Raw genomic sequence first — 19299 nt, 5'->3', positions numbered from 1 at the left:
ACGAGTCTCGAGCGGGACATCGTCGTCGCACCCTGAAGGAACGCCCATGCGTCTCGTGCTCCGCTCGGTCGGCACCGCCGTGCTGGCCGCCACCGCCCTCGGCCCAGCCCTGGCCACCGGCGCGCCACCGGCGGCCGCCGCGGCCGACCCCCTCGTCCGCTCCGTCAACCCGTTCATCGGCACGCAGGACAACGGCAACACCTTCCCGGGTGCGAGTGCGCCCTTCGGCATGGTGCAGGTCAGCCCGGACACCGGGGGAGAGGGCGGCTACGACTACTCGCAGAACGCGATCTACGGCTTCAGCCAGACGCACCTGTCCGGCGTCGGCTGCCCGGTCGTCGGCGAGCTTCCGGTGATGCCCACGACGGGCGCGGTCACGACCGTGGACCCGACGCGCTACCGCTCCACCTACTCGCACTCCGACGAGCACGCGGAGCCCGGCTACTACCGCGTGGGACTGCCGACCTACGGCGTGCAGGCCGAGGTCACGGCGACCGACCGCACCGGCTGGCAGCGGTTCAGCTTCCCGGCCGGCAAGCAGGCGAACGTCCTGCTCAACACCGGCAAGGCCAACATGAAGGTCTTCGACTCGGAGGTGCATGTCGTCGGCGACCGGGTCGTCGAGGGCCGCATCCACGACGGCAACTTCTGCGCCGGCAAGGACCAGCACACGGTGTGGTTCCGGGCCGAGTTCGACCGGCCGTTCGACAGCTTCGGCACCTGGAGCGGGTCGACGCTGACCAACGGTCGTCGCGACGCCAGCACCACCGGCGGCGGCAACGGGGCCGCCCTCACCTTCCCGGCCGGCACGACCGCGGTGACGATGAAGGTGGGCCTCAGCTACACCGGAGCCGAAGGGGCGCGCGCCAACCTGTCGAAGGAGACCGGCGCCGGCTTCGACTTCGACGCCGCTCGGGCGGCGCTCACCCAGCGCTGGGAGGAGCAGCTCGGCCACGCGCGCGTCACCGGCGGCACCGAGCAGCGGCGCACGGCCTACTACACCGCGCTCTACCACTCCCTCATGCACCCGAACCTCGCCTCGGACGTCGACGGCACCTACCACGGGTGGGACGGGAAGAACCACGTGGCGCAGGGCTACACGCCACGCCAGAACTTCTCGCTGTGGGACACCTACCGTCCGCAGAACCAGCTGCTCGAGGTCCTCGCCCCGGACGTCGCACGCGACTCCTACCTGTCGGTGCTCGCCATCGGCCGTGAGGGCGGCTGGCTGCCGCGGTGGGCGCTGGTCAACAGCGAGACGAACATCATGACCGGTGACCCCGTGACGCCGTTCCTCGTCGAGGGCTGGAGCAAGGGCTTCCTCACCGGGCACGAGGACGAGGCCTACGCCCTGCTGAAGCAGAACGCCACCGAGCGCCCGCCGGCCGACAGCCAGTACAACGGGCGCTCCGGCCACCACTACTACGAGAGGCTCGGCTACGTCCCGTACGGCCTGCAGGTCGGCACGGACTGCGTCTCCCACGGCGGCGACAACGACTGCGCCCACCCCGCTTCGGCGACGATGGAGTACGCCGCCGCCGACGCGTCGCTCGCGATCATGGCCAAGGGCCTGGGCCACGCCGCCGACGCGGCGATGTTCACCCGGCGCGGCGGCTGGTACAAGAACCTGTGGGACGCCGGCACGCAGACCTTCCGTCCGCGCCTGGCCGACGGCACGTGGCTCGACCCGTACGACCCGGTGGAGGCGGCCCACGCCTTCCACGAGGGCGGCTCCTACCAGTACCAGTGGCTGGCGCCGCAGGACCCGGCAGGCCTCGTCGACCTCATGGGTGGCCGGGCCGCGACCGAGAAGCGCCTCGACCACTTCTTCGCCTACGACAAGCTGCTCACCGACCCGGCCGGCACCGCGAGGACCGACTGGATCGAGGCGACCTACGCCTACTACAGCAAGCCGACCTACAACCCGAACAACGAGCCCGACCTGCTCGCCCCCTACGTCTACGCCTGGGTGCAGCAGCCGGCGAAGATCGCCACCGTCGCGCGGGCCGCCTTCACCCTGTTCACCGACGGTGCCGACGGCATGACCGGAAACGACGACCTCGGCACGATGAGCGCCTGGTACGTCTTCTCCTCGTGGGGCCTCTACCCGACGATGAGCGGCGCGAACTTCTTCGTCGTCAGCTCGCCGCAGTTCGAGCGGGTCGACATCGACGTCGCGGCGCCGACAGCGGTCCGCACCGGCCAGGGCGGCCGCCTCACCGTCACGGCCCCCGGGGTCTCCGACGAGAACCGCTACGTCCAGACGTTGACCGTCGACGGCGACAGAACCACGAAGAGCTGGGTCGGCTGGGACGCCATCCGCAGCGGCGGCACGCTCGCCCACACGGTCGGCAGTACGCCGAGCCGGTGGGGGACCAGGCCGTCCGACGTCCCGCCGTCCGCCGTGCAGGCGAGACGCGACCCGCGCCTGTCGCTGTCGATGGGCGCGCACCCAGACCCGGTCGTCGTGCCCACCGGTGCGCGCCAGGCCCGCTTCACCGTCGACCTCGTCGGGCAGGCGCCCAAGAGCCTCCCGGTGGACGTGTCCGTCGACGTCCCGGAGGGCTGGAGCGTCGCGCACGGCTCGCACGGCTCGCACGGCGACGGTGCCACCGTGCTGCACAGCAACGGCGTCCCCTCCAGTGCGTCCCTGCCGGTGTCGCTCACGCTGCCCGCCGGGCTCGGGGTCGGCTCGCACGAGGTCCGCGTCACCGCGTCGGCCCCCGGCGTGCAGCCGGTGACGAAGGTCGTCACCGTGAAGCTGCAGGAGGCGCTGGGCTGCCTGCCCGGTGCGACCGCTTGCGCCGTGGACCTCGGCGACGCTCGCAACCACGACGGCACCGCCACGGTCTCGGCATCGGACGAGGGCAACTTCGACGGCGGCGGCTGGAGCTACGACGCAGCCCTGCTGCCGGCCGGGGCCACCTGGGACTGGAACGGTGTCACGTATGCGGTCCCGGTCAATTCGGGGACGGCGCCGAACTTCGTCGAGGGCCGCGGCCAGACGCTCCTCGTCCCGGCCGCGAGCCGCACCGCCATCCACCTCATCGGCTCGACGCACAACGGCGACGTGACGACGGCCCTGCGCCTGACCTACACCGACGGCAGCGTCGCGTCCGTGCCGGTTTCCCTGACCGACTGGGCCGCCGGGAGCGGCCACAACGGCAACCAGGTCGCGATCGCGATGGACCACCGGATCAAGCGTGGCTCGGGCGCCGACGGGCCGCCGGTCCAGCTCTTCGGCACCACCGTCGCGGCCGACCCGGGCAAGCAGCTCCAGTCCGTCACGCTGCCGGCCGACGCCCGTTTCGAGGTGTATGCGGTGTCGCTGGGCTGAGTGCCGACGCGCACGACGTGTGCCGGCCCGCCGAGGCGGCGGGACGGCACACGCCCACGAGTGGTGCCGGTCCGCGGGTCGCGATTTTTTCGCGAAAGTGCTTGCGCGACAGGAGAGCCGTGCTACAAAGGAACTACCGAACCGCTTCGGCGGAACGGTTTCCGAATCGCTTCGGCGAGGAGGAACAGAAGGCCCGGGAACTCATACTTCCCGGGCCTTCCCCTTCCTGGAGCGCCCCCGTCGGCACCATGGACCTGCGTCACCGGCCCCGCGGTTCTCACACCCGCGGGGTCGTCCGCGGCCGGCCGGCACGGCGGGGGACGACGAGGGCCCTGCGGTCTCACACACCGCAGGGCCCCCTCCATTGAACCCAAGGTGGGCGCCTCGCGCGAACTCGACACGCGCTCGGCATCGACCGCCAGCTCAGGACGGCACGGCCGCAGCCAACACCGGTGCCGGTCCGGTCCTCGCGCGGCGAGCCGCTCGCCCTAGGATCACCTGTCATGACGAGGCAGGCGAGCGGTCCCACGACGCCCGGCGCGACCACGACTCCCGACGGTGACGCGACGGAGCCCTCGAACGAGCCTCCGACCGATCCCTTGATCCAGCCGGCGCACGACTTCGCGCGCGTCGAGGACGGCTTCGAGCGGCTGTGGACGCCGCATCGCATGGCCTACATCGAGGGTGAGAAGCCGACCGAGGAAGCCGGCAACGGGTGTCCCTTCTGCGCGGCGCCCGGCAAGTCCGACGCGGAGGGGCTCGTCGTCCACCGGGGTGAGCACTGCTACGTCGTCCTGAACCTCTTCCCCTACAACCCCGGGCACCTGCTCGTGTGTCCGTACCGCCACGTCTCCCTCTACGTCGACCTCACCGACGAGGAGACGACCGAGTTCACCGCCCTGACGAAGCAGGCCGTCCGCGCCCTCGAGGCCGCGTCGGCACCCCATGGCTTCAACCTGGGCATGAACCAGGGCGCCGTCGCGGGGGCGGGTGTCGCGGCGCACCTGCACCAGCATGTGGTCCCGCGCTGGAGCGGCGACTCCAACTTCCTGCCGATCATCGCGCAGACCAAGGCCCTGCCGGTCCTGCTGGAGGACACCCGCCTCCGTCTCGTCGCGGCCTGGCCGACCTCGTGACTGCCTGAGCACGCCGCGCCGCTGTTCCTGCTGGTGCCCGGGCTCCCGACACCCATCAGTACGCTGGTCCCACCATGCTCAACAGACTCCTGCGCGCGTCGATGACCAAGATCCTCGGTCCGATCGCCCACCTGTTCCTCCGGCTCGGGATCAGCCCCGACATCGTCACGATCGTCGGCACGGTGGGGGTGTGCGTGGGGGCGCTCGCGTTCTTCCCCCGCGGCGAGATCTGGGTGGGGGTGCTCGTCATCACGGCCTTCGTCTTCTCCGACAACGTCGACGGCATCATGGCTCGCGAGTCGGGCCGCTCGAGCAAGTGGGGCGCCTACCTCGACTCCACGCTCGACCGCATGGGCGACTCGGCCATCTTCGGTGGGCTCGTGCTGTTCTACGCCGGCCGCGGCAACAACCAGCTGATGGCCGGCCTCGCGCTGGCCTGCCTCATTCTCGGCAGTGTCGTCTCCTACGCCAAGGCGCGCGCCGAGGGGCTCGGCTACACGGCGGACGTCGGCATCGCCGAGCGCGCCGACCGGCTCGTCGCCGTGCTCGTCGCCGCCTTCTTCGCCGACGTCTTCGACTCCACGGTCCTGCTGGGAGTCGTCCTCGGGCTGCTGGCCGTCGCGAGCCTCATCACCGTCCTGCAGCGGATGCTGACCGTGCGCAAGCAGGCCCTGGCCTCCGGAGAGGTGGGCGCGTGACGAGCGTTGCCCGACGGGCGACCGACTCCGTCAGCGTGCTCGGGTTCCGGCTCGGGTGGTCCGCCGTACGCGCCCTCCCGGAGCGGGCGGCATACGCCCTCTTCGACCGCGTCGCGGACGTGCTGGTCGCCCGGCATGGGAAGGGCATCGAGCGGCTGCGCTCGAACTACCGACGCGTGCGGCCGGAGCTGTCCGACGCCGACCTCGACGCCCTGGTGCGCCGGGGGATGCGGTCCTACATGCGCTACTACTGCGAGGCGTTCCGGCTCCCCTCGCTCTCGCGGGCCCAGATCGACGGCGCGGTCGAGGTGCGGCGCGACGCGGAGGTGCGCGAGCTGTGCGCCCGCGGCGAGTCCGTCATCGCCTTCGTCGGTCACCTCGGCAACTTCGACCTCGCGGCCGCGTGGTCCGCCGGCAACCTCATGCCCGTGACCACCGTGGCCGAGCGGCTGAAGCCCGAGGAGGTCTACCAGGAGTTCGTGGCCTTCCGGCGCAGCATCGACATGGACATCATCCCGCTGACCGGGGGAGAGGACCCCTTCCACGGACTTCTCTCGGCCGCGCGCGGTGGCGGCCGCATGATCGCGCTCGCCGCCGACCGCGACCTCACCAACGGCGGGGTCGAGGTCGACCTGCTCGGCCACCGCGCCCGCATGGCCAAGGGCCCCGCCGTCCTGTCGCTCATGACCGGAGCCCCGCTCTACGCCGCGCGCATCTGGTACGAACCCGCCCCGGCCGGCCAGGGCCTCGGCGGCCACCGCACCGTCATCGAGTTCAGCGACCGGCTGGTGCCGCGCGTCTCCGGCACGACGGCGGTCCGCGCCGCCGACCTCGTCCAGCAGTGCGCCGACCACCTGGCCGTGACCATCCGGGAGCACACCTCCAGCTGGCACATGCTCCAGCGCGTCTTCGTCGAGGACCTCGACGACCCCGCGGCGCCCGCGGCCAGCACGCCGGTCGCAGGGCACGCGCCATGAGGATCGGCATCGTCTGCCCGTACTCGTTCGACGTCCCCGGCGGGGTCCAGTTCCACGTCCGCGACCTTGCGGAGCACCTCATCGGGCAGGGCCACGAGGTGTCGGTGCTTGCCCCCGCCGACAGCGACACCGAGCTGCCCGACTACGTCACCTCCGCCGGTCGGGCCACCGCGGTGCGCTACAACGGCTCTGTCGCCCGGCTCAACTTCGGCCCCGTCAGCGCCTCCAAGGTCAGCAGGTGGCTCGACGCCGGCAACTTCGACGTGCTCCACCTGCACGAGCCGGTCACCCCGAGCATCAGCGTGCTGGCGCTCGGGGCCGCCGACGGCCCGATCGTCGCCACCTTCCACACCTCGATGCTTCGGTCGCGCTCGATGCAGGCGGCCTACCCCATCATCCGGTCGAGCCTGGAGAAGATCGCCGGGCGCATCGCCGTGAGCGAGGACGCCCGCCGCACCGTCACGACCCACATCGGCGGCGACGCGGTCGTGATCCCCAACGGCGTCTACGTCGACCGCTTCGCCGAGGCGCCGCGGCGGGCGCCGTGGATCGGCACGCCCGCCTCGCCGACCATCGCCTTCCTCGGCCGCATGGGCGAGCCCCGCAAGGGCCTGCCGGTGCTCGCCGCCGCCCTGCCCGAGGTGCTGCGGGCGGTCCCGGGCCTGCGCGTCCTCGTGGCCGGGCCCGGCGACGTGGACGACGTCACCGACGACTGGACACCCGAAGTGCGAGCCGCCTGCCAGTTCCTCGGCGCCGTCACCGACGACGAGAAGGCCTCACTGCTCGCCTCCGTCGACGTCTACGTCGCGCCCAACACCGGCGGCGAGAGCTTCGGCATCATCCTCATCGAGGCGATGAGCGCCGGCGCGTGCGTGCTGGCCAGCGACCTGCCGGCCTTCTCGCGCGTGCTCGACGGCGGGACGGCGGGCGCCATGTTCGCCAACGAGCAGCCGGGCGAGCTGGCCCGGACGCTCGTCGACCTGCTGCGCCACCCCGACCGTCGGGCCGAGCTCGCCACGGCCGGGCAGCACCGTGCGCGGCTGTTCGACTGGTCGGTGGTCGCCGACGAGATCCTCGCCGTCTACGAGACGGTCATCGAGGGCCGCGCAGCCGCGCAGTGGGAGCCGCAGGGCCGCTGGAACCGCTTCCTGCGCGGAGGTGGCCGATGAGCGAGGTGCTCTCCTGGGTTTTCGCGGTCCTCTTCGTCCTCGTCGTCGCCGCCTGGTACCTCTCCTACACGGCGGCGCGGCTCGACCGGCTGCACGTGCGGCTGAGCGGCACCCTCGCGGCCCTCGACGCGCGCCTCGTGCGCCGGGCCGAGGCGGCTGTCGAGCTGGCCAACAGCGGGCTGCTGGACGGGGCCACCTCGCTGCTGCTCGCCAACGCGGCAGCCGGTTCCCTCGAAGCGCCGGCAGACCACGGCGAGGAGCGCGAGCTGGCCGAGAACGACCTCACCGAGGCCCTCGACCTCGCCTTGACCCCCGAGGCCGTGGCCGAGCTGCGCTCGACGCCCCTCGGCCAGGACGTGCTGTCCCGGGTCGCGTCCTCGTGCACCCGGGTGCAGCTGGCCAGGCGCTTCCACAACGATGCCGTGACCGACGTGCGCCGGGTCCGCCGCAAGTGGGCCATCCGCCTGTTCCACCTGGCCGGCCACACGCCCATGCCCCACACCGTCGAGTTCAACGACGAGTCGCCGGGGCACCTCGCGCCGGTGTGAGGTGGCGTCGGCAGCCGTCCGCGCGCTCCCGGGCACTCCCGGCCGGTGCTCCCGTCCGGCGGGCGCCCGTGTCGTGGGCAGGCTTCGAGTGGGCCTACGCTTTGAGCGGCACCACTCCAGTACACGGGAAAGCAGGACATCGTGAGCACCACCCCGACCTCGGGCAGCACGCCCGCGGCTGACCAGCAGTCCGGCCCGAGCGCCACCGGCACGACCCGCGTCAAGCGCGGCATGGCCGAGATGCTCAAGGGCGGCGTCATCATGGACGTCGTCACCGCGGAGCAGGCGAAGATCGCCGAGGACGCCGGCGCCGTTGCCGTCATGGCCCTCGAGCGGGTCCCCGCCGACATCCGCGCCCAGGGCGGCGTGTCGCGCATGAGCGACCCCGACATGATCGACAGCATCATCGAGGCCGTGTCGATCCCCGTCATGGCCAAGGCCCGCATCGGCCACTTCGTCGAGGCCCAGGTGCTCCAGAGCCTCGGTGTCGACTACATCGACGAGTCCGAGGTGCTCACCCCGGCCGACTACGCCAACCACATCGACAAGTGGCAGTTCACGGTGCCGTTCGTCTGCGGCGCGACCAACCTCGGGGAGGCCCTGCGCCGCATCACCGAGGGCGCGGCGATGATCCGCTCCAAGGGCGAGGCGGGCACCGGCGACGTCTCCAACGCGACGACCCACATGCGCACCCTCCGGGCCGAGATCAACCGCCTCCACTCCATGAGCCCGGACGAGCTCTACGTCGCGGCCAAGGAGCTGCAGGCGCCCTACGAGCTCGTCAAGGAGGTCGCCCAGGCCGGCAAGCTCCCCGTCGTGCTCTTCACCGCCGGCGGCATCGCAACGCCTGCCGACGCCGCCATGATGATGCAGCTCGGCGCCGAGGGCGTCTTCGTCGGCTCCGGCATCTTCAAGTCGGGCAACCCCGCCCAGCGCGCCGAGGCCATCGTCAAGGCGACGACCTTCCACGACGACCCCGACGTCATCGCCAAGGTCTCCCGCGGCCTCGGCGAGGCCATGGTCGGCATCAACGTCGACGAGATCCCGCAACCGCACCGGCTCGCCGAGCGCGGTTGGTGACCTCCGCACTCCCAGCCACCCGCTGACGTATGCCGTCGCGCCCAGTCGGGTGCGGCGGCATACGTCGTCCCGGGCCCCTGACTGGCACGATCGGGGCGTGGCGCCCTCCGGAACCGAGCTCTCGCGGTCCTACTTCGAGCGAGTCGTGCGACCGGTCGTCGAGGCGGCATGCCCCCGCATGCCGTATGCCGCCGCACGTCTCGGCAGCGGGTCCGAGGTCCTCGGACTGGACGACGCGAGGTCGCGGGACCACGACTGGGGGCTGCGACTCGAGCTCCTCGTACCGGCCGACCGGGTCGAGGTCGTCGACGCCCATCTGGTCGACCGCCTGCCCGAGACCTTCGCCGGCCACCCGGTGCGGTTCCCGACGACCTGGGACCCCGTGGTGCGTCACCGGGTGCAGGTCTCGACGGCCCGCGACCTCAGCATCTCGCGACTCGGTGTCGATGCCACCCGCGACCTCGGCGTCGGTGAGTGGCTCTCGCTCACCGGGCAGGCCGTTCTCGAGGTCACGGCCGGCCCGGTCTTCATCGACCTCGGGGGCGAGCTGGACGGCATACGTCGTCGGTTGGAGTGGTATCCCGATGACCTCTGGCGCCATGTCGTCGCGACCGACTGGGCCCGGCTCGCGCAGGAGCTGCCGTTCGTCGGGCGCACGGGGGAGCGCGGCGACGACCTGGGGTCACGAGTGGTGGCGGCGCGACTGGCGGGCATCGCCATGCACCTGGGCCACGTGCTCGAGCGCCGTTGGCCCCCGTACGCGAAGTGGCTCGGGACCAGCTTCGCGCGGCTCCCGCGGGCCGGTGCCGCGACCGTGCCGCTGCAGGCAGCCGTCGCCGCGAGCGCCTGGGCGGAGCGGGAGGCGCGGCTCGTCGAGGCGCTCCGGCTGCTGAGCCGGCTGCAGCGGGAGGCCGGGCTGCCGACGGTTGACGACCCCGTCGAGCCGTTCTGGGACCGGCCCTTCCAGGGGGTGCGCGAGGGCGCGGTCGCCGTGGTCGCCGACAGCGTCCGCGACCCCGCCGTCCGAGCGCTGCCGAGAGGGATCGGCTCGGCAGAGCAGTGGAGCGACAACGTCGACGTGCTGGTGCGGCCGGCCCTACGCCGGCCGCCCCGGCAATCGGATGGCGGATGATCCTGCGTCCGGTGTGGTGATCACCCCACCAGGGGCGGCACCGTGCGCAGGACGATGCCTCAGGTGACGGCGCCGCGCTGCGCGAACCCCGGCCGATCGAACTCACGCCCGTCGAGAACCTCCTTGAGGTGCACGGCGGCCCTCACCGCGTCGACGTGCGTGACGTAGAGCGGCGCGAAGCCGAGGCGGATGATGTCGGGCTCGCGGAAGTCGCCGATGACCCCGCGGGCGATCAGGGCCTGCACGACGGCGAACGCCTCCGGGTGGCGCAGCGACACCTGCGAGCCGCGTCGCTCCGGCTCGCGCGGCGTCGCGAGCGGCAGGTCGACACCGAGCGCGTCGAGCGCCTCGATGAAGGTCCCGGTCACCGAGAGCGAGGCGGCTCGCACGTCGGCGGGGGACAGCCCGTCGTATGCCGTCAGCGCAGCCTCGAGGGCGAGCACCGAGAGCAGGGGTGGGGTGCCGACACGGGCGCGGGTGATGCCGGGTGCCGGCTCGTAGTCGGGGCGCATGTCGAACGGGTGCGCGTGTCCCTGCCAGCCGGTCAGCGGCTGGTCGAAGTCGTCTTGGTGCCGGGTGGCCACGTAGAGGAAGGCGGGAGCACCCGGGCCGCCGTTGAGGTACTTGTAGCCGCAGCCGACGGCCAGGTCGGCGCCACCCGCGTCGAGGCCGACCTCGATGACCCCGGCGGAGTGGCACAGGTCCCAGCACGCGAGCGCGCCGACCGCGTGCGCTGCCTCCGTGATCGCGCGCAGGTCCCACAGCTCGCCGGTCCGGTAGTCGACGCTCGAGTAGGAGGCGAGGGCCAGGGTGTCACCGACCTCGGCGATGGCGTCCACGGCGTCACGGGGGTGCACGCGCCGCACCTCGAGCCCGGCCAGCGCTGCCGCGGACTCGGTCATGTAGAGGTCGGTCGGGAACGAGTCGGGGTCGGTCAGGACCACCGTGCGCCCCGGCCGCAGGCGCCCCGCGCCGATGACGGCCTTGAAGAGGTTGACGGACGTCGAGTCGGTCACGACGACCTGGCCGGGCGCCGCACCGACGAGGCGGCCCACGCGGTCTCCGACCCGGGTCTGCGCGCCCCACCAGTCCGCCTCGTTCCACGACCGGATCAGGCGCTCGCCCCACTGCCGGTGCATGACGTCGTCGACGACGGCGGGCACCGCTCGAGGGAGGGCGCCGAGCGAGTTGCCGTCGAGGTAGATCACGTCGTCGGGCAGCTCGAAGAGCTCTCGCGTGCCGCGCAGGGGAGAGGTGTCGTCCGCCCGCTGCGCACGGTTCTGGAGGGTGTCGTGGGTGTGCACCGTCGTCATGGCCGCAACGTATCCTGCGCGTCGCCGCCGATGTCAGCACCGCCTGCTCGATCGTCTCGCACCCGAGACATCACCGCAGGGCGGCACCGTGACCACCCGTGGCGAGCCCCCTGCCGGGCGCGTTCTACCCTGATCCGGTGAGCACGACGACCAGCACCGACCGCCCCGCCTCGCCCGGCGCGCCCCCCGACGAGGCGAAGCCGCGGATCGGCGTCCTCGCGGTGCAGGGGGACGTGCGGGAGCACCTGGCCGCCCTCACGGCCCTCGGGGCCGAGGCCGTCTCCGTCCGCCGGCCGGCGGAGGTGGAGGCGATCGACGGGCTCGTCATCCCCGGCGGGGAGTCCACGGTCATGGACAAGCTCGTCCGCGCCTTCGAGCTGCGCGAGCCGCTGCTGCGGCGCATCGCCGAGGGGATGCCCGCCTACGGCTCGTGCGCCGGGATGATCATGCTCGCCGACCGGATCGCCGACGTGCGTCCGGGGCAGCAGACGCTCGGCGGCCTCGACATCACCGTGCGGCGCAACGCGTTCGGCCGCCAGGTCGACTCCTTCGAGCAGGACCTCGACTACGCCTGGGCTGCCCCGGGCAACACCGGCACGGTGCACGCCGTCTTCATCCGCGCCCCGTGGGTCGAGGATGCCGGACCCGACGTCGAGGTGCTCGCCCGCGTGAGCGAGGGGCCGGCCGCCGGTAGGATCGTCGCGGTCCGGCAGGGCAGCCTCATGGCCACCTCCTTCCACCCCGAGGTGGGGGCCGACCGCCGGATCCACGCCGAGTTCGTCTCGATCGTCAGAGAGCACCGACTCCAGCAGTCGGGCGCACGCCAGTCACCGGAACGCGAGGACACTGCATGAGCGGCCACTCCAAATGGGCCACCACGAAGCACCAGAAGGCGGCCAAGGACGCCAAGCGCGGCAAGCTCTTCGCCAAGCTCATCAAGAACATCGAGGTCGCGGCCCGCCAGGGCGGCGCCGACCCCACCGGCAACCCGACGCTCTACGACGCCATCCAGAAGGCGAAGAAGACCTCGGTGCCCAACGACAACATCGACCGCGCCGTCAAGCGCGCGTCGGGCGCCGAGGCGGGCGCGGCCGACTGGCAGACGATCATGTACGAGGGCTACGCGCCCAACGGCGTCGCGGTGCTCATCGAGTGCCTCACCGACAACCGCAACCGCGCCGCCGCCGAGGTGCGCACCGCGCTGACCCGCAATGGTGGTCAGCTCGCCGACCCGGGCTCGGTGTCCTACGTCTTCAACCGCAAGGGCGTCGTCACCGTCCTCAAGGACGCCGGCTCCGAGGACGACATCCTCGAGGTCGTGCTCGAGGCGGGGGCCGAGGAGGTCAACGACAACGGCGACACGTGGGAGATCATCTCCGAGGCGAGCGACTTCGTCGCGGTCCGCACCGCGCTCCAGGACGCAGGCATCGACTACGAGTCGGCCGAGGCGTCGTTCGTCCCGAACCTGCAGGTGCCCCTCGACCTCGACGGCGCGAAGAAGATGATCCGCGTCATCGAGGCGCTCGAGGACAGCGACGACGTGCAGAACGTCTTCGCCAACGGTGACATCCCCGACGAGGTGCTCGCCCAGCTCGACGACGAGGAGTGACCCGCGGCCCCGAGGGCCCGGCACGGGAGGCACGCCGGCGACCGGCGTGCCTCCCGACCTTTGCGGACGCGCCCGTTAGCGTGGTGCCGAACAGGTGTTCGGATCGGCGCTGCCCGGCACCGTCCCCGACGCTCCCGTTCCGCCACTCCGACGCCCGACTCCGACACCCCGAGGAGGTATGCCGTGCGCGTCCTCGCGGTCGACCCCGGGCTCACCCGGTGCGGCGTCGGCGTCGTCGACGGGGTCCCCGGCCGCAAGCTCTCACTTGTCGAGGTGGGGGTGATCCGCACGCCCGCCGGTGACCCGACGCCCAAGCGCCTCGTCGCCGTCGAGGACGAGATGCGCCAGTGGTTCGCCCGGCACCGCCCGGAGGCCGTGGCCATCGAGCGGGTCTTCGCCGACACCAACGTCTCCACCGTCATGGGCACCGCCCAGGTGACCGGCATCGTCATGATCATGGCCGAGCGGCTGGGGCTCCCGGTCACGCTCCACACACCCACCGAGGTCAAGGCCGCCGTCAGCGGCAGCGGCCGCGCGGACAAGGCGCAGGTCACCACTATGGTCACCCGCCTGCTGGGGCTGGACTCGGCCCCCAAGCCGGCCGACGCCGCCGACGCCCTCGCGCTCGCGATCTGCCACGTCTGGCGCGGCGGCACGCAGAACCGGCTGGAGGAGGCCCGCCTCGAGGTCCTCGCCCGCACGGGCAGCCGGGGGAGCGGCATACCTCGTCGTGTCCCGCCGGGGGCCGCGCCACCGGCGCAGCGGCTGCGCGCCGCCACCAGCCAGCCGCCCCGCAACCGAGTCGGCACCGACCGACCCCCGTCCCCGCACCCTGGAGCCCAGCCCCGATGATCGCCTCGCTGTCCGGAACCGTCCTCAAGGTCGGCCTCGACTCCGTCGTCGTCGGCGTCGGCGGCGTGGGCATGCTCGTCCACACCACTCCGGCGACGGCGGCCTCGGTGCGCCTCGGGCAGCCGGCCGAGCTCGCCACGAGCCTCGTCGTCCGCGAGGACTCACTGACGCTCTACGGCTTCGCCACCGACGACGAGAAGCACGTGTTCGAGACGGTGCAGACCGTCTCGGGCGTGGGACCGCGGCTGGCCCTGGCCGTGCTGGCCGTCCACTCGCCCGACGCGGTCCGCGTGGCCCTCGGCACCGGGGACCTCGTTGCACTGACCAAGGTGCCCGGCATCGGCAAGAAGGGCGCCGAGCGCATGGTGCTCGAGCTCAAGGAGAAGCTCGGTGCCCTGCCCGGGTCGGCCGGCCAGGCCGCCCCCGTGCCGCTCGACACCGGCGAGGCCTGGCGCGAGCAGGTCCGTGAGGCCCTCGTCGGTCTCGGCTGGACGGCCCGCCAGGCCGACGACGCGCTGGACAGGATCGCACCGCTCGCGGCAGACGGAGCGGGAGTCTCGGCGCTGCTCCGGGCGGCGCTGCAGGAGCTCGGCCGATGAGCGTCGGTTCGTGGGGCAGCGATGCCGAGGCCGAGCGGGAGGTGTGGGACGACGGCTCGTTCGAGGCGACCGCCCGGATCGTCGACGCCACGGGCGACACCGATGAGCGACAGGTCGAGGCGGCACTGCGGCCCAAGCGGCTCGACGAGTTCCCCGGCCAGACCCGCGTGCGCGACCAGCTCGGGCTCGTCCTCAAGGCCGCGAAGCGGCGGGGCACCCCGCCGGACCACGTCCTGCTCTCCGGCCCGCCCGGGCTCGGCAAGACGACCCTCGCGATGATCGTCGCCGGCGAGCTGGAGCAGCCCATCCGCATCACCTCCGGCCCTGCCATCCAGCACGCGGGAGACCTGGCGTCGGTGCTCTCGTCGCTCGCCGAGGGCGAGGTGCTCTTCCTCGACGAGATCCACCGGATGTCCCGGTCGGCCGAGGAGATGCTCTACCTCGCCATGGAGGACTTCCGGGTCGACGTCATCATCGGCAAGGGCCCGGGCGCGACGGCCATCCCGCTCGAGCTGCCGGCGTTCACCGTCGTCGGCGCGACCACACGCGCCGGCCTGCTGCCCGCGCCCCTGCGTGACCGGTTCGGCTTCACCGGCCACCTCGACTACTACACCGCTGCCGACCTCGTGACGATCCTGCACCGCTCCGCACGCCTGCTGGGTCTCGACGCGGACGAGGACGGCATCCGCGAGATCGCGCTGCGCTCCCGCGGCACACCGCGCATCGCCAACCGCCTCCTGCGCCGGGTCCGCGACTGGGCGCAGGTGCACGGCGAGGACCGCGTCACCCATGCCGCTGCCCGCCAGGCCCTGGAGCTGTTCGACGTCGACGAACGGGGCCTCGACCGGCTCGACCGCGCGGTCCTCGAGGCCCTGTGCCGGCGCTTCAACGGCGGCCCGGTGGGGCTGTCGACGCTCGCGGTCTCCGTGGGGGAGGAGCCCGACACCGTCGAGACCGTGGCCGAGCCCTATCTCGTGCGCGAAGGCTTCATGGTGCGCACCCCACGCGGGCGCGCAGCCTCGAGCCTTGCGTGGGAGCACCTCGGCCTGACCCCTCCGCTGGACGCGCAGGGCATGTGGGGCGCCACGCTGCCCATCGACGAGGCCGGCGGCGGCCGCTTCGAGGCGTGAGCGCGGTGTCGCGTGCACCGTCTCCGACCGAGGTCCACCCCGGTCCCGGACGGCGTCTCGAAGGCGACTCGAACGGCGTGTCGGAGGCCGCCCCAACGCTGCCAAAACGTGACATGCCGGTGTGGGCGGAGGGTTGTGTCCCGTCTGACAAACTGCACCGACGCACGTAGACTCCTGCGGGCACCATCGCCGCTGCCGCGGCACCATCCGGTGCCCCCGGTCGTTGACGCGACATCCGACCCGCAGACACGGTGTTGTGGCGCGCAGGTGCGACGACCGGACGACAAGATGAAGGACTGAGCTGACATGAACAACAACGGGGCCTTCTCGTTGCTGATTTTCGCGCTGCCGCTGCTGCTGCTCGGCTGGCTGTTCTTTTCCCAGAACAAGCGGATGAAGCAGGCACGCGACTTCAGCTCGGCCCTCGGCGTCGGTGACCGCGTGATCACGTCGTCCGGCATCTTCGGCACCGTCAAGCACCTCGACGACACCAGCGCCTGGCTCGAGGTCGCGGAGGGCACCACCATCCGGATCGACCGCCGCGCCATCGCGATGAAGCAGGCCGACACGTCCGACACCGGCGCGGTGGGCGGTCCGAACACCGATGACCCGGGCACGACGCCGGGCATCCAGCAGAACGGTCAGTGAGGCTTCCGTGGCACGCAGCTCCACCAAGAAGTCGGCGAGACGCAGCCTGTTCGCGCTGCTCGTCATCATCATCGGTCTCGGCGCCCTGGCCGCCGGCCTGACGAAGTGGGGCGACGGGTCGATGACCCCTCGTCTCGGCCTCGACCTCGAGGGCGGCACGGAGCTCGTGCTCCAGCCGCAGCTGGTCGGCACCCAGACCATCAGTGAGGGCCAGGTCAACCGGGCCGTCGACATCATCCGCCAGCGCATCGACGCCAACGGCGTCTCCGAGGCCGAGATCACGACCCAGGGCGGCAAGAACATCGTCGTCTCGATCCCGGGCTCGCCCACCGCCGAGCAGCTCGACGCCCTCAAGAAGCCCTCGCAGCTGCGGTTCCGCGCGGTCTACGTCCAGGCCCTCGACCAACACGCCGCCCAGGCCACTCCCGGCGGGACGCCGAGCGGTGGCGCCACCCCGTCCGCTACCCCGTCCGGCACTCCGTCGGGCACAGCCGCCCCCAAGCCGACCGTGTCCTCGACGCCGTCCACGTCCGCCACCGCCCAGAACGGCGTCGTCCCCGACGCGCTGCGCGCGGCGACGACGCCGGCGCCATCCGCCACGTCCGGCACACCGGCCCCCAAGGCCACCGCGACCGCCCCCGCGCCGGCCCAGACGGCTCCGGCCCCCACGCCCGCGCAGACGGAGGCCGCGATCAAGGACCAGACCGTCAAGGGTCTGCTCACGATCGGCTGGGACAAGGCGAAGGCCGAAGCGGCCGCCACGAAGGTCGCCAAGGCGTACACCGCCCTGAACTGCGCGGCTCCGGGTGCCCTGGACAAGATCGTCGACGACCCGTCGCAGCCCCTCGCCACCTGTGGTGAGGACCGCGCCACCAAGTACGTCCTCGGCCCGAGCGAGATCGACGGCAGCGAGATCGCCGACGCCTCCAGCGGCTACCAGCCCGGCCCCAACGGACAGCCGACCTCCATCGTCGAGGTGGCGCTGTCGTTCAAGGACAGCGGCAAGGCGAAGTTCGCGGCCGTCACCAAGCGGCTCTTCGGCCTGCAGGGGCAGCCGCCTCTCGACCAGTTCGCCGTCGTCCTCGACAAGTCCGTCATCACGGCTCCCCAGGCCCGCGCGGTCATCACCGACGGTCGGGCCTCGATCACCGGCTCGTTCACCATCGACTCGGCCAAGCAGCTCGCCGACCAGCTGAAGTTCGGCGCCCTGCCCATCTCGTTCGCGCTGCAGACGCAGGACAACATCACGCCGCAGCTCGGTGAGGAGCAGCTGCGCATCGGCCTGCTCGCGGGCTTCATCGGCCTGCTCCTGGTCGTGGTCTACTCGCTCTTCCAGTACCGCGCCCTGGGCCTGGTGACCGTCGCCTCGCTCCTCGTCGCGTCCGTCATCACCTACCTCGCGGTGACGGTGCTCGGCACGACCCACGGGTTCCGCCTGACGATGGCGGGGGTGACCGGCCTCATCGTGGCCATCGGTGTCACCGCCGACAGCTTCATCGTCTACTTCGAGCGCATCCGTGACGAGGTCCGCGACGGGCGTCCTCTGGTGGCGGCCGTCGAGACGGGCTGGAAGCGAGCCCGTCGCACGATCATCGCGGCCGACGCCGTCAACTTCATCGCGGCCCTCGTGCTCTACCTGCTCGCCTCGAGCAACGTGCGCGGCTTCGCGTTCACCCTCGGGCTCACCACGCTGATCGACCTGCTCGTCGTCATGCTCTTCACGCACCCCGCGGTGCAGCTGCTGGCACGCACGAAGTTCTTCGGTGGCGGTCACAAGTGGTCGGGCCTCGACCCGCAGCGCCTCGGCGCGAAGGAGTCGGTCCGCTACCGCGGCCGCGGCCAGTTCGGGGCTCCCGGCGCCCAGCGCCCGCCCGCCACCGTGGGCTCGGCCCGCCTCGCCGAGGGGAAGGCCCAGGCATGATCAACTTCGCCCAGGTCGGCAACGACCTCTACACCGGCAAGCGCTCGATCGACTTCATCAAGCGCCAGAAGACGTGGTACGCGATCTCCAGCGTGCTCATCGTCCTCGCCCTCGTGGGCATCTTCGTCAAGGGGCTCAACTTCGGCATCGAGTTCCGCGGTGGCTCTGAGTTCCGGGTCCAGGGCGTGACCAACAGCCAGGGCTACGAGGAGAAGGCGCAGTCCGCGATCTCGACGGCGGGCATCCCGGGCAACGTCATCTCCACGATCGTCGGGCAGGACACGGTCCGGGTGCAGTCCGAGGCGGCGTCCGACCGCACCGAGCAGGCCCGCGCCGCCCTCGCCAAGGCATTCGGGGTCAAGGAGAGCTCGGTCAGCGCCTCGCTCATCGGCCCCTCTTGGGGGGCGTCGGTCAGCCAGCAGGCAATACGCGGACTCGTCGTGTTCCTCGTGCTCGTGACGATCGTCATGGCGCTCTACTTCCGCACGTGGAAGATGGCCGTCGCGGGCCTCGTCGCGCTGCTGCACGACCTGGTCATCACCGTGGGCATCTACGCGCTCTTCGGCTTCGAGATCACGCCGTCGTCGATGATCGGGTTCCTGACGATCCTCGGCTACTCGCTCTACGACACCGTCGTCGTCTTCGACAAGGTGCGCGAGAACACCGGCGACGCCTTCCGCACCCGTCGCATGACCTACTCCGCGGCAGCCAACCTGGCCGTCAACCAGACCCTCGTCCGCTCGATCAACACCACCGTGGTGGCGCTGCTGCCCATCGCCGCGGTGCTCTTCGTCGGCTTCACGCTGCTGGGCCCCGGCACCCTGCTCGACCTCTCGCTGGCGCTCTTCATCGGCATCGCGGTGGGCGCGTACTCCTCGATCTTCATCGCGACGCCGCTGCTCGTCGACCTGCGCCGCAACGAGCCGGCCGTCAAGGAGCTCGCCAAGTACGTCGAGCGCCACGGCGCCAACACGCGCCCCGAGGCGCCCGCGGGCACCCCCGAGCCGGTCGCCGTCGGGGCCGACACCACTGGGGCGGCCGATCCGGGCGCCACGAGGGCCGGCACGCCGCGTCCGGTGCACAAGTACGCCCAGGCAGGTCCCCGCAACCAGCCGAAGCGGGCGCCGAAGTCCCAGCGCTGAACACGATC

General features: G+C 71.9%; 17 protein-coding genes. 16 read left to right on the top strand and 1 reads right to left on the bottom strand.

Annotated features, from left to right (window positions below; genetic code table 11):
• Window positions 1-46 precede the first annotated feature (46 nt).
• From LQK93_RS18325 to LQK93_RS18290, 8 genes are all read left to right on the top strand, one after another.
• On the top strand, window positions 47-3337 hold the full coding sequence (locus LQK93_RS18325) for a GH92 family glycosyl hydrolase (RefSeq protein WP_374969197.1): 3291 nt from the start codon (window positions 47-49) through the stop codon (window positions 3335-3337).
• 503 nt (window positions 3338-3840) lie between these two features.
• Window positions 3841-4473 (top strand): HIT domain-containing protein, encoded by a 633-nt coding sequence (locus LQK93_RS18320; protein WP_374969196.1) that lies wholly within the window; start codon window positions 3841-3843, stop codon window positions 4471-4473.
• Between the two features lie 74 nt (window positions 4474-4547).
• Complete coding sequence (gene pgsA, locus LQK93_RS18315; protein WP_374969195.1) at window positions 4548-5171, top strand: phosphatidylinositol phosphate synthase; 624 nt, start codon at window positions 4548-4550, stop codon at window positions 5169-5171.
• Complete coding sequence (locus LQK93_RS18310; RefSeq protein WP_374969194.1) at window positions 5168-6148, top strand: phosphatidylinositol mannoside acyltransferase; 981 nt, start codon at window positions 5168-5170, stop codon at window positions 6146-6148. Before pgsA ends, LQK93_RS18310 begins: the two co-directional genes overlap by 4 nt.
• Complete coding sequence (locus LQK93_RS18305) at window positions 6145-7317, top strand: glycosyltransferase family 4 protein (RefSeq protein WP_374969193.1); 1173 nt, start codon at window positions 6145-6147, stop codon at window positions 7315-7317. The genes LQK93_RS18310 and LQK93_RS18305 overlap by 4 nt, the downstream gene beginning before the upstream one ends.
• On the top strand, window positions 7314-7865 hold the full coding sequence (locus tag LQK93_RS18300; protein ID WP_374969192.1) for a hypothetical protein: 552 nt from the start codon (window positions 7314-7316) through the stop codon (window positions 7863-7865). The genes LQK93_RS18305 and LQK93_RS18300 overlap by 4 nt, the downstream gene beginning before the upstream one ends.
• Window positions 7866-8006: 141 nt before the next feature.
• On the top strand, window positions 8007-8945 hold the full coding sequence (pdxS, locus tag LQK93_RS18295; RefSeq protein ID WP_374969191.1) for a pyridoxal 5'-phosphate synthase lyase subunit PdxS: 939 nt from the start codon (window positions 8007-8009) through the stop codon (window positions 8943-8945).
• Between the two features lie 97 nt (window positions 8946-9042).
• Window positions 9043-10077: a DUF4037 domain-containing protein gene (locus LQK93_RS18290; protein ID WP_374969190.1), complete on the top strand. Its 1035-nt coding sequence runs from the start codon at window positions 9043-9045 to the stop codon at window positions 10075-10077.
• A gap of 59 nt (window positions 10078-10136) precedes the next feature.
• On the opposite strand, the gene kynU is transcribed toward LQK93_RS18290, so the two are convergent.
• Entirely contained in the window at window positions 10137-11390 is a 1254-nt protein-coding gene (gene kynU / locus LQK93_RS18285) for a kynureninase (protein WP_374969189.1), read from the bottom strand.
• A 206-nt stretch (window positions 11391-11596) separates the two neighbouring features.
• Here kynU and pdxT point away from each other — a divergent pair, with 206 nt between their 5' ends.
• From pdxT to secF, 8 genes are all read left to right on the top strand, one after another.
• Window positions 11597-12244: a pyridoxal 5'-phosphate synthase glutaminase subunit PdxT gene (pdxT, locus tag LQK93_RS18280; RefSeq protein WP_374971541.1), complete on the top strand. Its 648-nt coding sequence runs from the start codon at window positions 11597-11599 to the stop codon at window positions 12242-12244.
• Entirely contained in the window at window positions 12241-12999 is a 759-nt protein-coding gene (locus LQK93_RS18275) for a YebC/PmpR family DNA-binding transcriptional regulator (protein ID WP_374969188.1), read from the top strand. The genes pdxT and LQK93_RS18275 overlap by 4 nt, the downstream gene beginning before the upstream one ends.
• A gap of 183 nt (window positions 13000-13182) precedes the next feature.
• Complete coding sequence (gene ruvC / locus LQK93_RS18270; RefSeq protein WP_374969187.1) at window positions 13183-13851, top strand: crossover junction endodeoxyribonuclease RuvC; 669 nt, start codon at window positions 13183-13185, stop codon at window positions 13849-13851.
• A complete protein-coding gene (gene ruvA, locus LQK93_RS18265) occupies window positions 13848-14450 on the top strand; it encodes a Holliday junction branch migration protein RuvA (protein ID WP_374969186.1) in 603 nt (200 codons plus the stop codon). The genes ruvC and ruvA overlap by 4 nt, the downstream gene beginning before the upstream one ends.
• Entirely contained in the window at window positions 14447-15580 is a 1134-nt protein-coding gene (gene ruvB, locus LQK93_RS18260; protein ID WP_374969185.1) for a Holliday junction branch migration DNA helicase RuvB, read from the top strand. Before ruvA ends, ruvB begins: the two co-directional genes overlap by 4 nt.
• Before the next feature lie 306 nt (window positions 15581-15886).
• A complete protein-coding gene (gene yajC / locus LQK93_RS18255) occupies window positions 15887-16228 on the top strand; it encodes a preprotein translocase subunit YajC (protein WP_374969184.1) in 342 nt (113 codons plus the stop codon).
• Window positions 16229-16235: 7 nt separating this feature from the next.
• A complete protein-coding gene (gene secD, locus LQK93_RS18250) occupies window positions 16236-18149 on the top strand; it encodes a protein translocase subunit SecD (protein WP_374969183.1) in 1914 nt (637 codons plus the stop codon).
• Window positions 18146-19291 (top strand): protein translocase subunit SecF, encoded by a 1146-nt coding sequence (secF, locus tag LQK93_RS18245; RefSeq protein ID WP_374969182.1) that lies wholly within the window; start codon window positions 18146-18148, stop codon window positions 19289-19291. The genes secD and secF overlap by 4 nt, the downstream gene beginning before the upstream one ends.
• Window positions 19292-19299: the final 8 nt, after the last annotated feature.

The sequence above is a fragment of the Terrabacter sp. BE26 genome (assembly GCF_041941675.1).
Lineage (GTDB): Bacteria > Actinomycetota > Actinomycetes > Actinomycetales > Dermatophilaceae > Terrabacter.
This window is presented reverse-complemented; position numbering and strand designations above follow the sequence as displayed.

What these genes read in the sequence shown, in the direction of transcription:
- ruvA (WP_374969186.1), top strand. Translation starts at nt 13,848, where the DNA reads ATGATCGCCTCGCTGTCCGGAACCGTCCTCAAGGTCGGCCTCGACTCC.
- LQK93_RS18300 (WP_374969192.1), top strand. Translation starts at nt 7,314, where the DNA reads ATGAGCGAGGTGCTCTCCTGGGTTTTCGCGGTCCTCTTCGTCCTCGTC.
- ruvB (WP_374969185.1), top strand. Translation starts at nt 14,447, where the DNA reads ATGAGCGTCGGTTCGTGGGGCAGCGATGCCGAGGCCGAGCGGGAGGTG.
- yajC (WP_374969184.1), top strand. Translation starts at nt 15,887, where the DNA reads ATGAACAACAACGGGGCCTTCTCGTTGCTGATTTTCGCGCTGCCGCTG.
- LQK93_RS18305 (WP_374969193.1), top strand. Translation starts at nt 6,145, where the DNA reads ATGAGGATCGGCATCGTCTGCCCGTACTCGTTCGACGTCCCCGGCGGG.
- LQK93_RS18275 (WP_374969188.1), top strand. Translation starts at nt 12,241, where the DNA reads ATGAGCGGCCACTCCAAATGGGCCACCACGAAGCACCAGAAGGCGGCC.
- secF (WP_374969182.1), top strand. Translation starts at nt 18,146, where the DNA reads ATGATCAACTTCGCCCAGGTCGGCAACGACCTCTACACCGGCAAGCGC.
- LQK93_RS18325 (WP_374969197.1), top strand. Translation starts at nt 47, where the DNA reads ATGCGTCTCGTGCTCCGCTCGGTCGGCACCGCCGTGCTGGCCGCCACC.
- pgsA (WP_374969195.1), top strand. Translation starts at nt 4,548, where the DNA reads ATGCTCAACAGACTCCTGCGCGCGTCGATGACCAAGATCCTCGGTCCG.
- LQK93_RS18320 (WP_374969196.1), top strand. Translation starts at nt 3,841, where the DNA reads ATGACGAGGCAGGCGAGCGGTCCCACGACGCCCGGCGCGACCACGACT.
- kynU (WP_374969189.1), bottom strand. Translation starts at nt 11,390, where the DNA reads ATGACGACGGTGCACACCCACGACACCCTCCAGAACCGTGCGCAGCGG.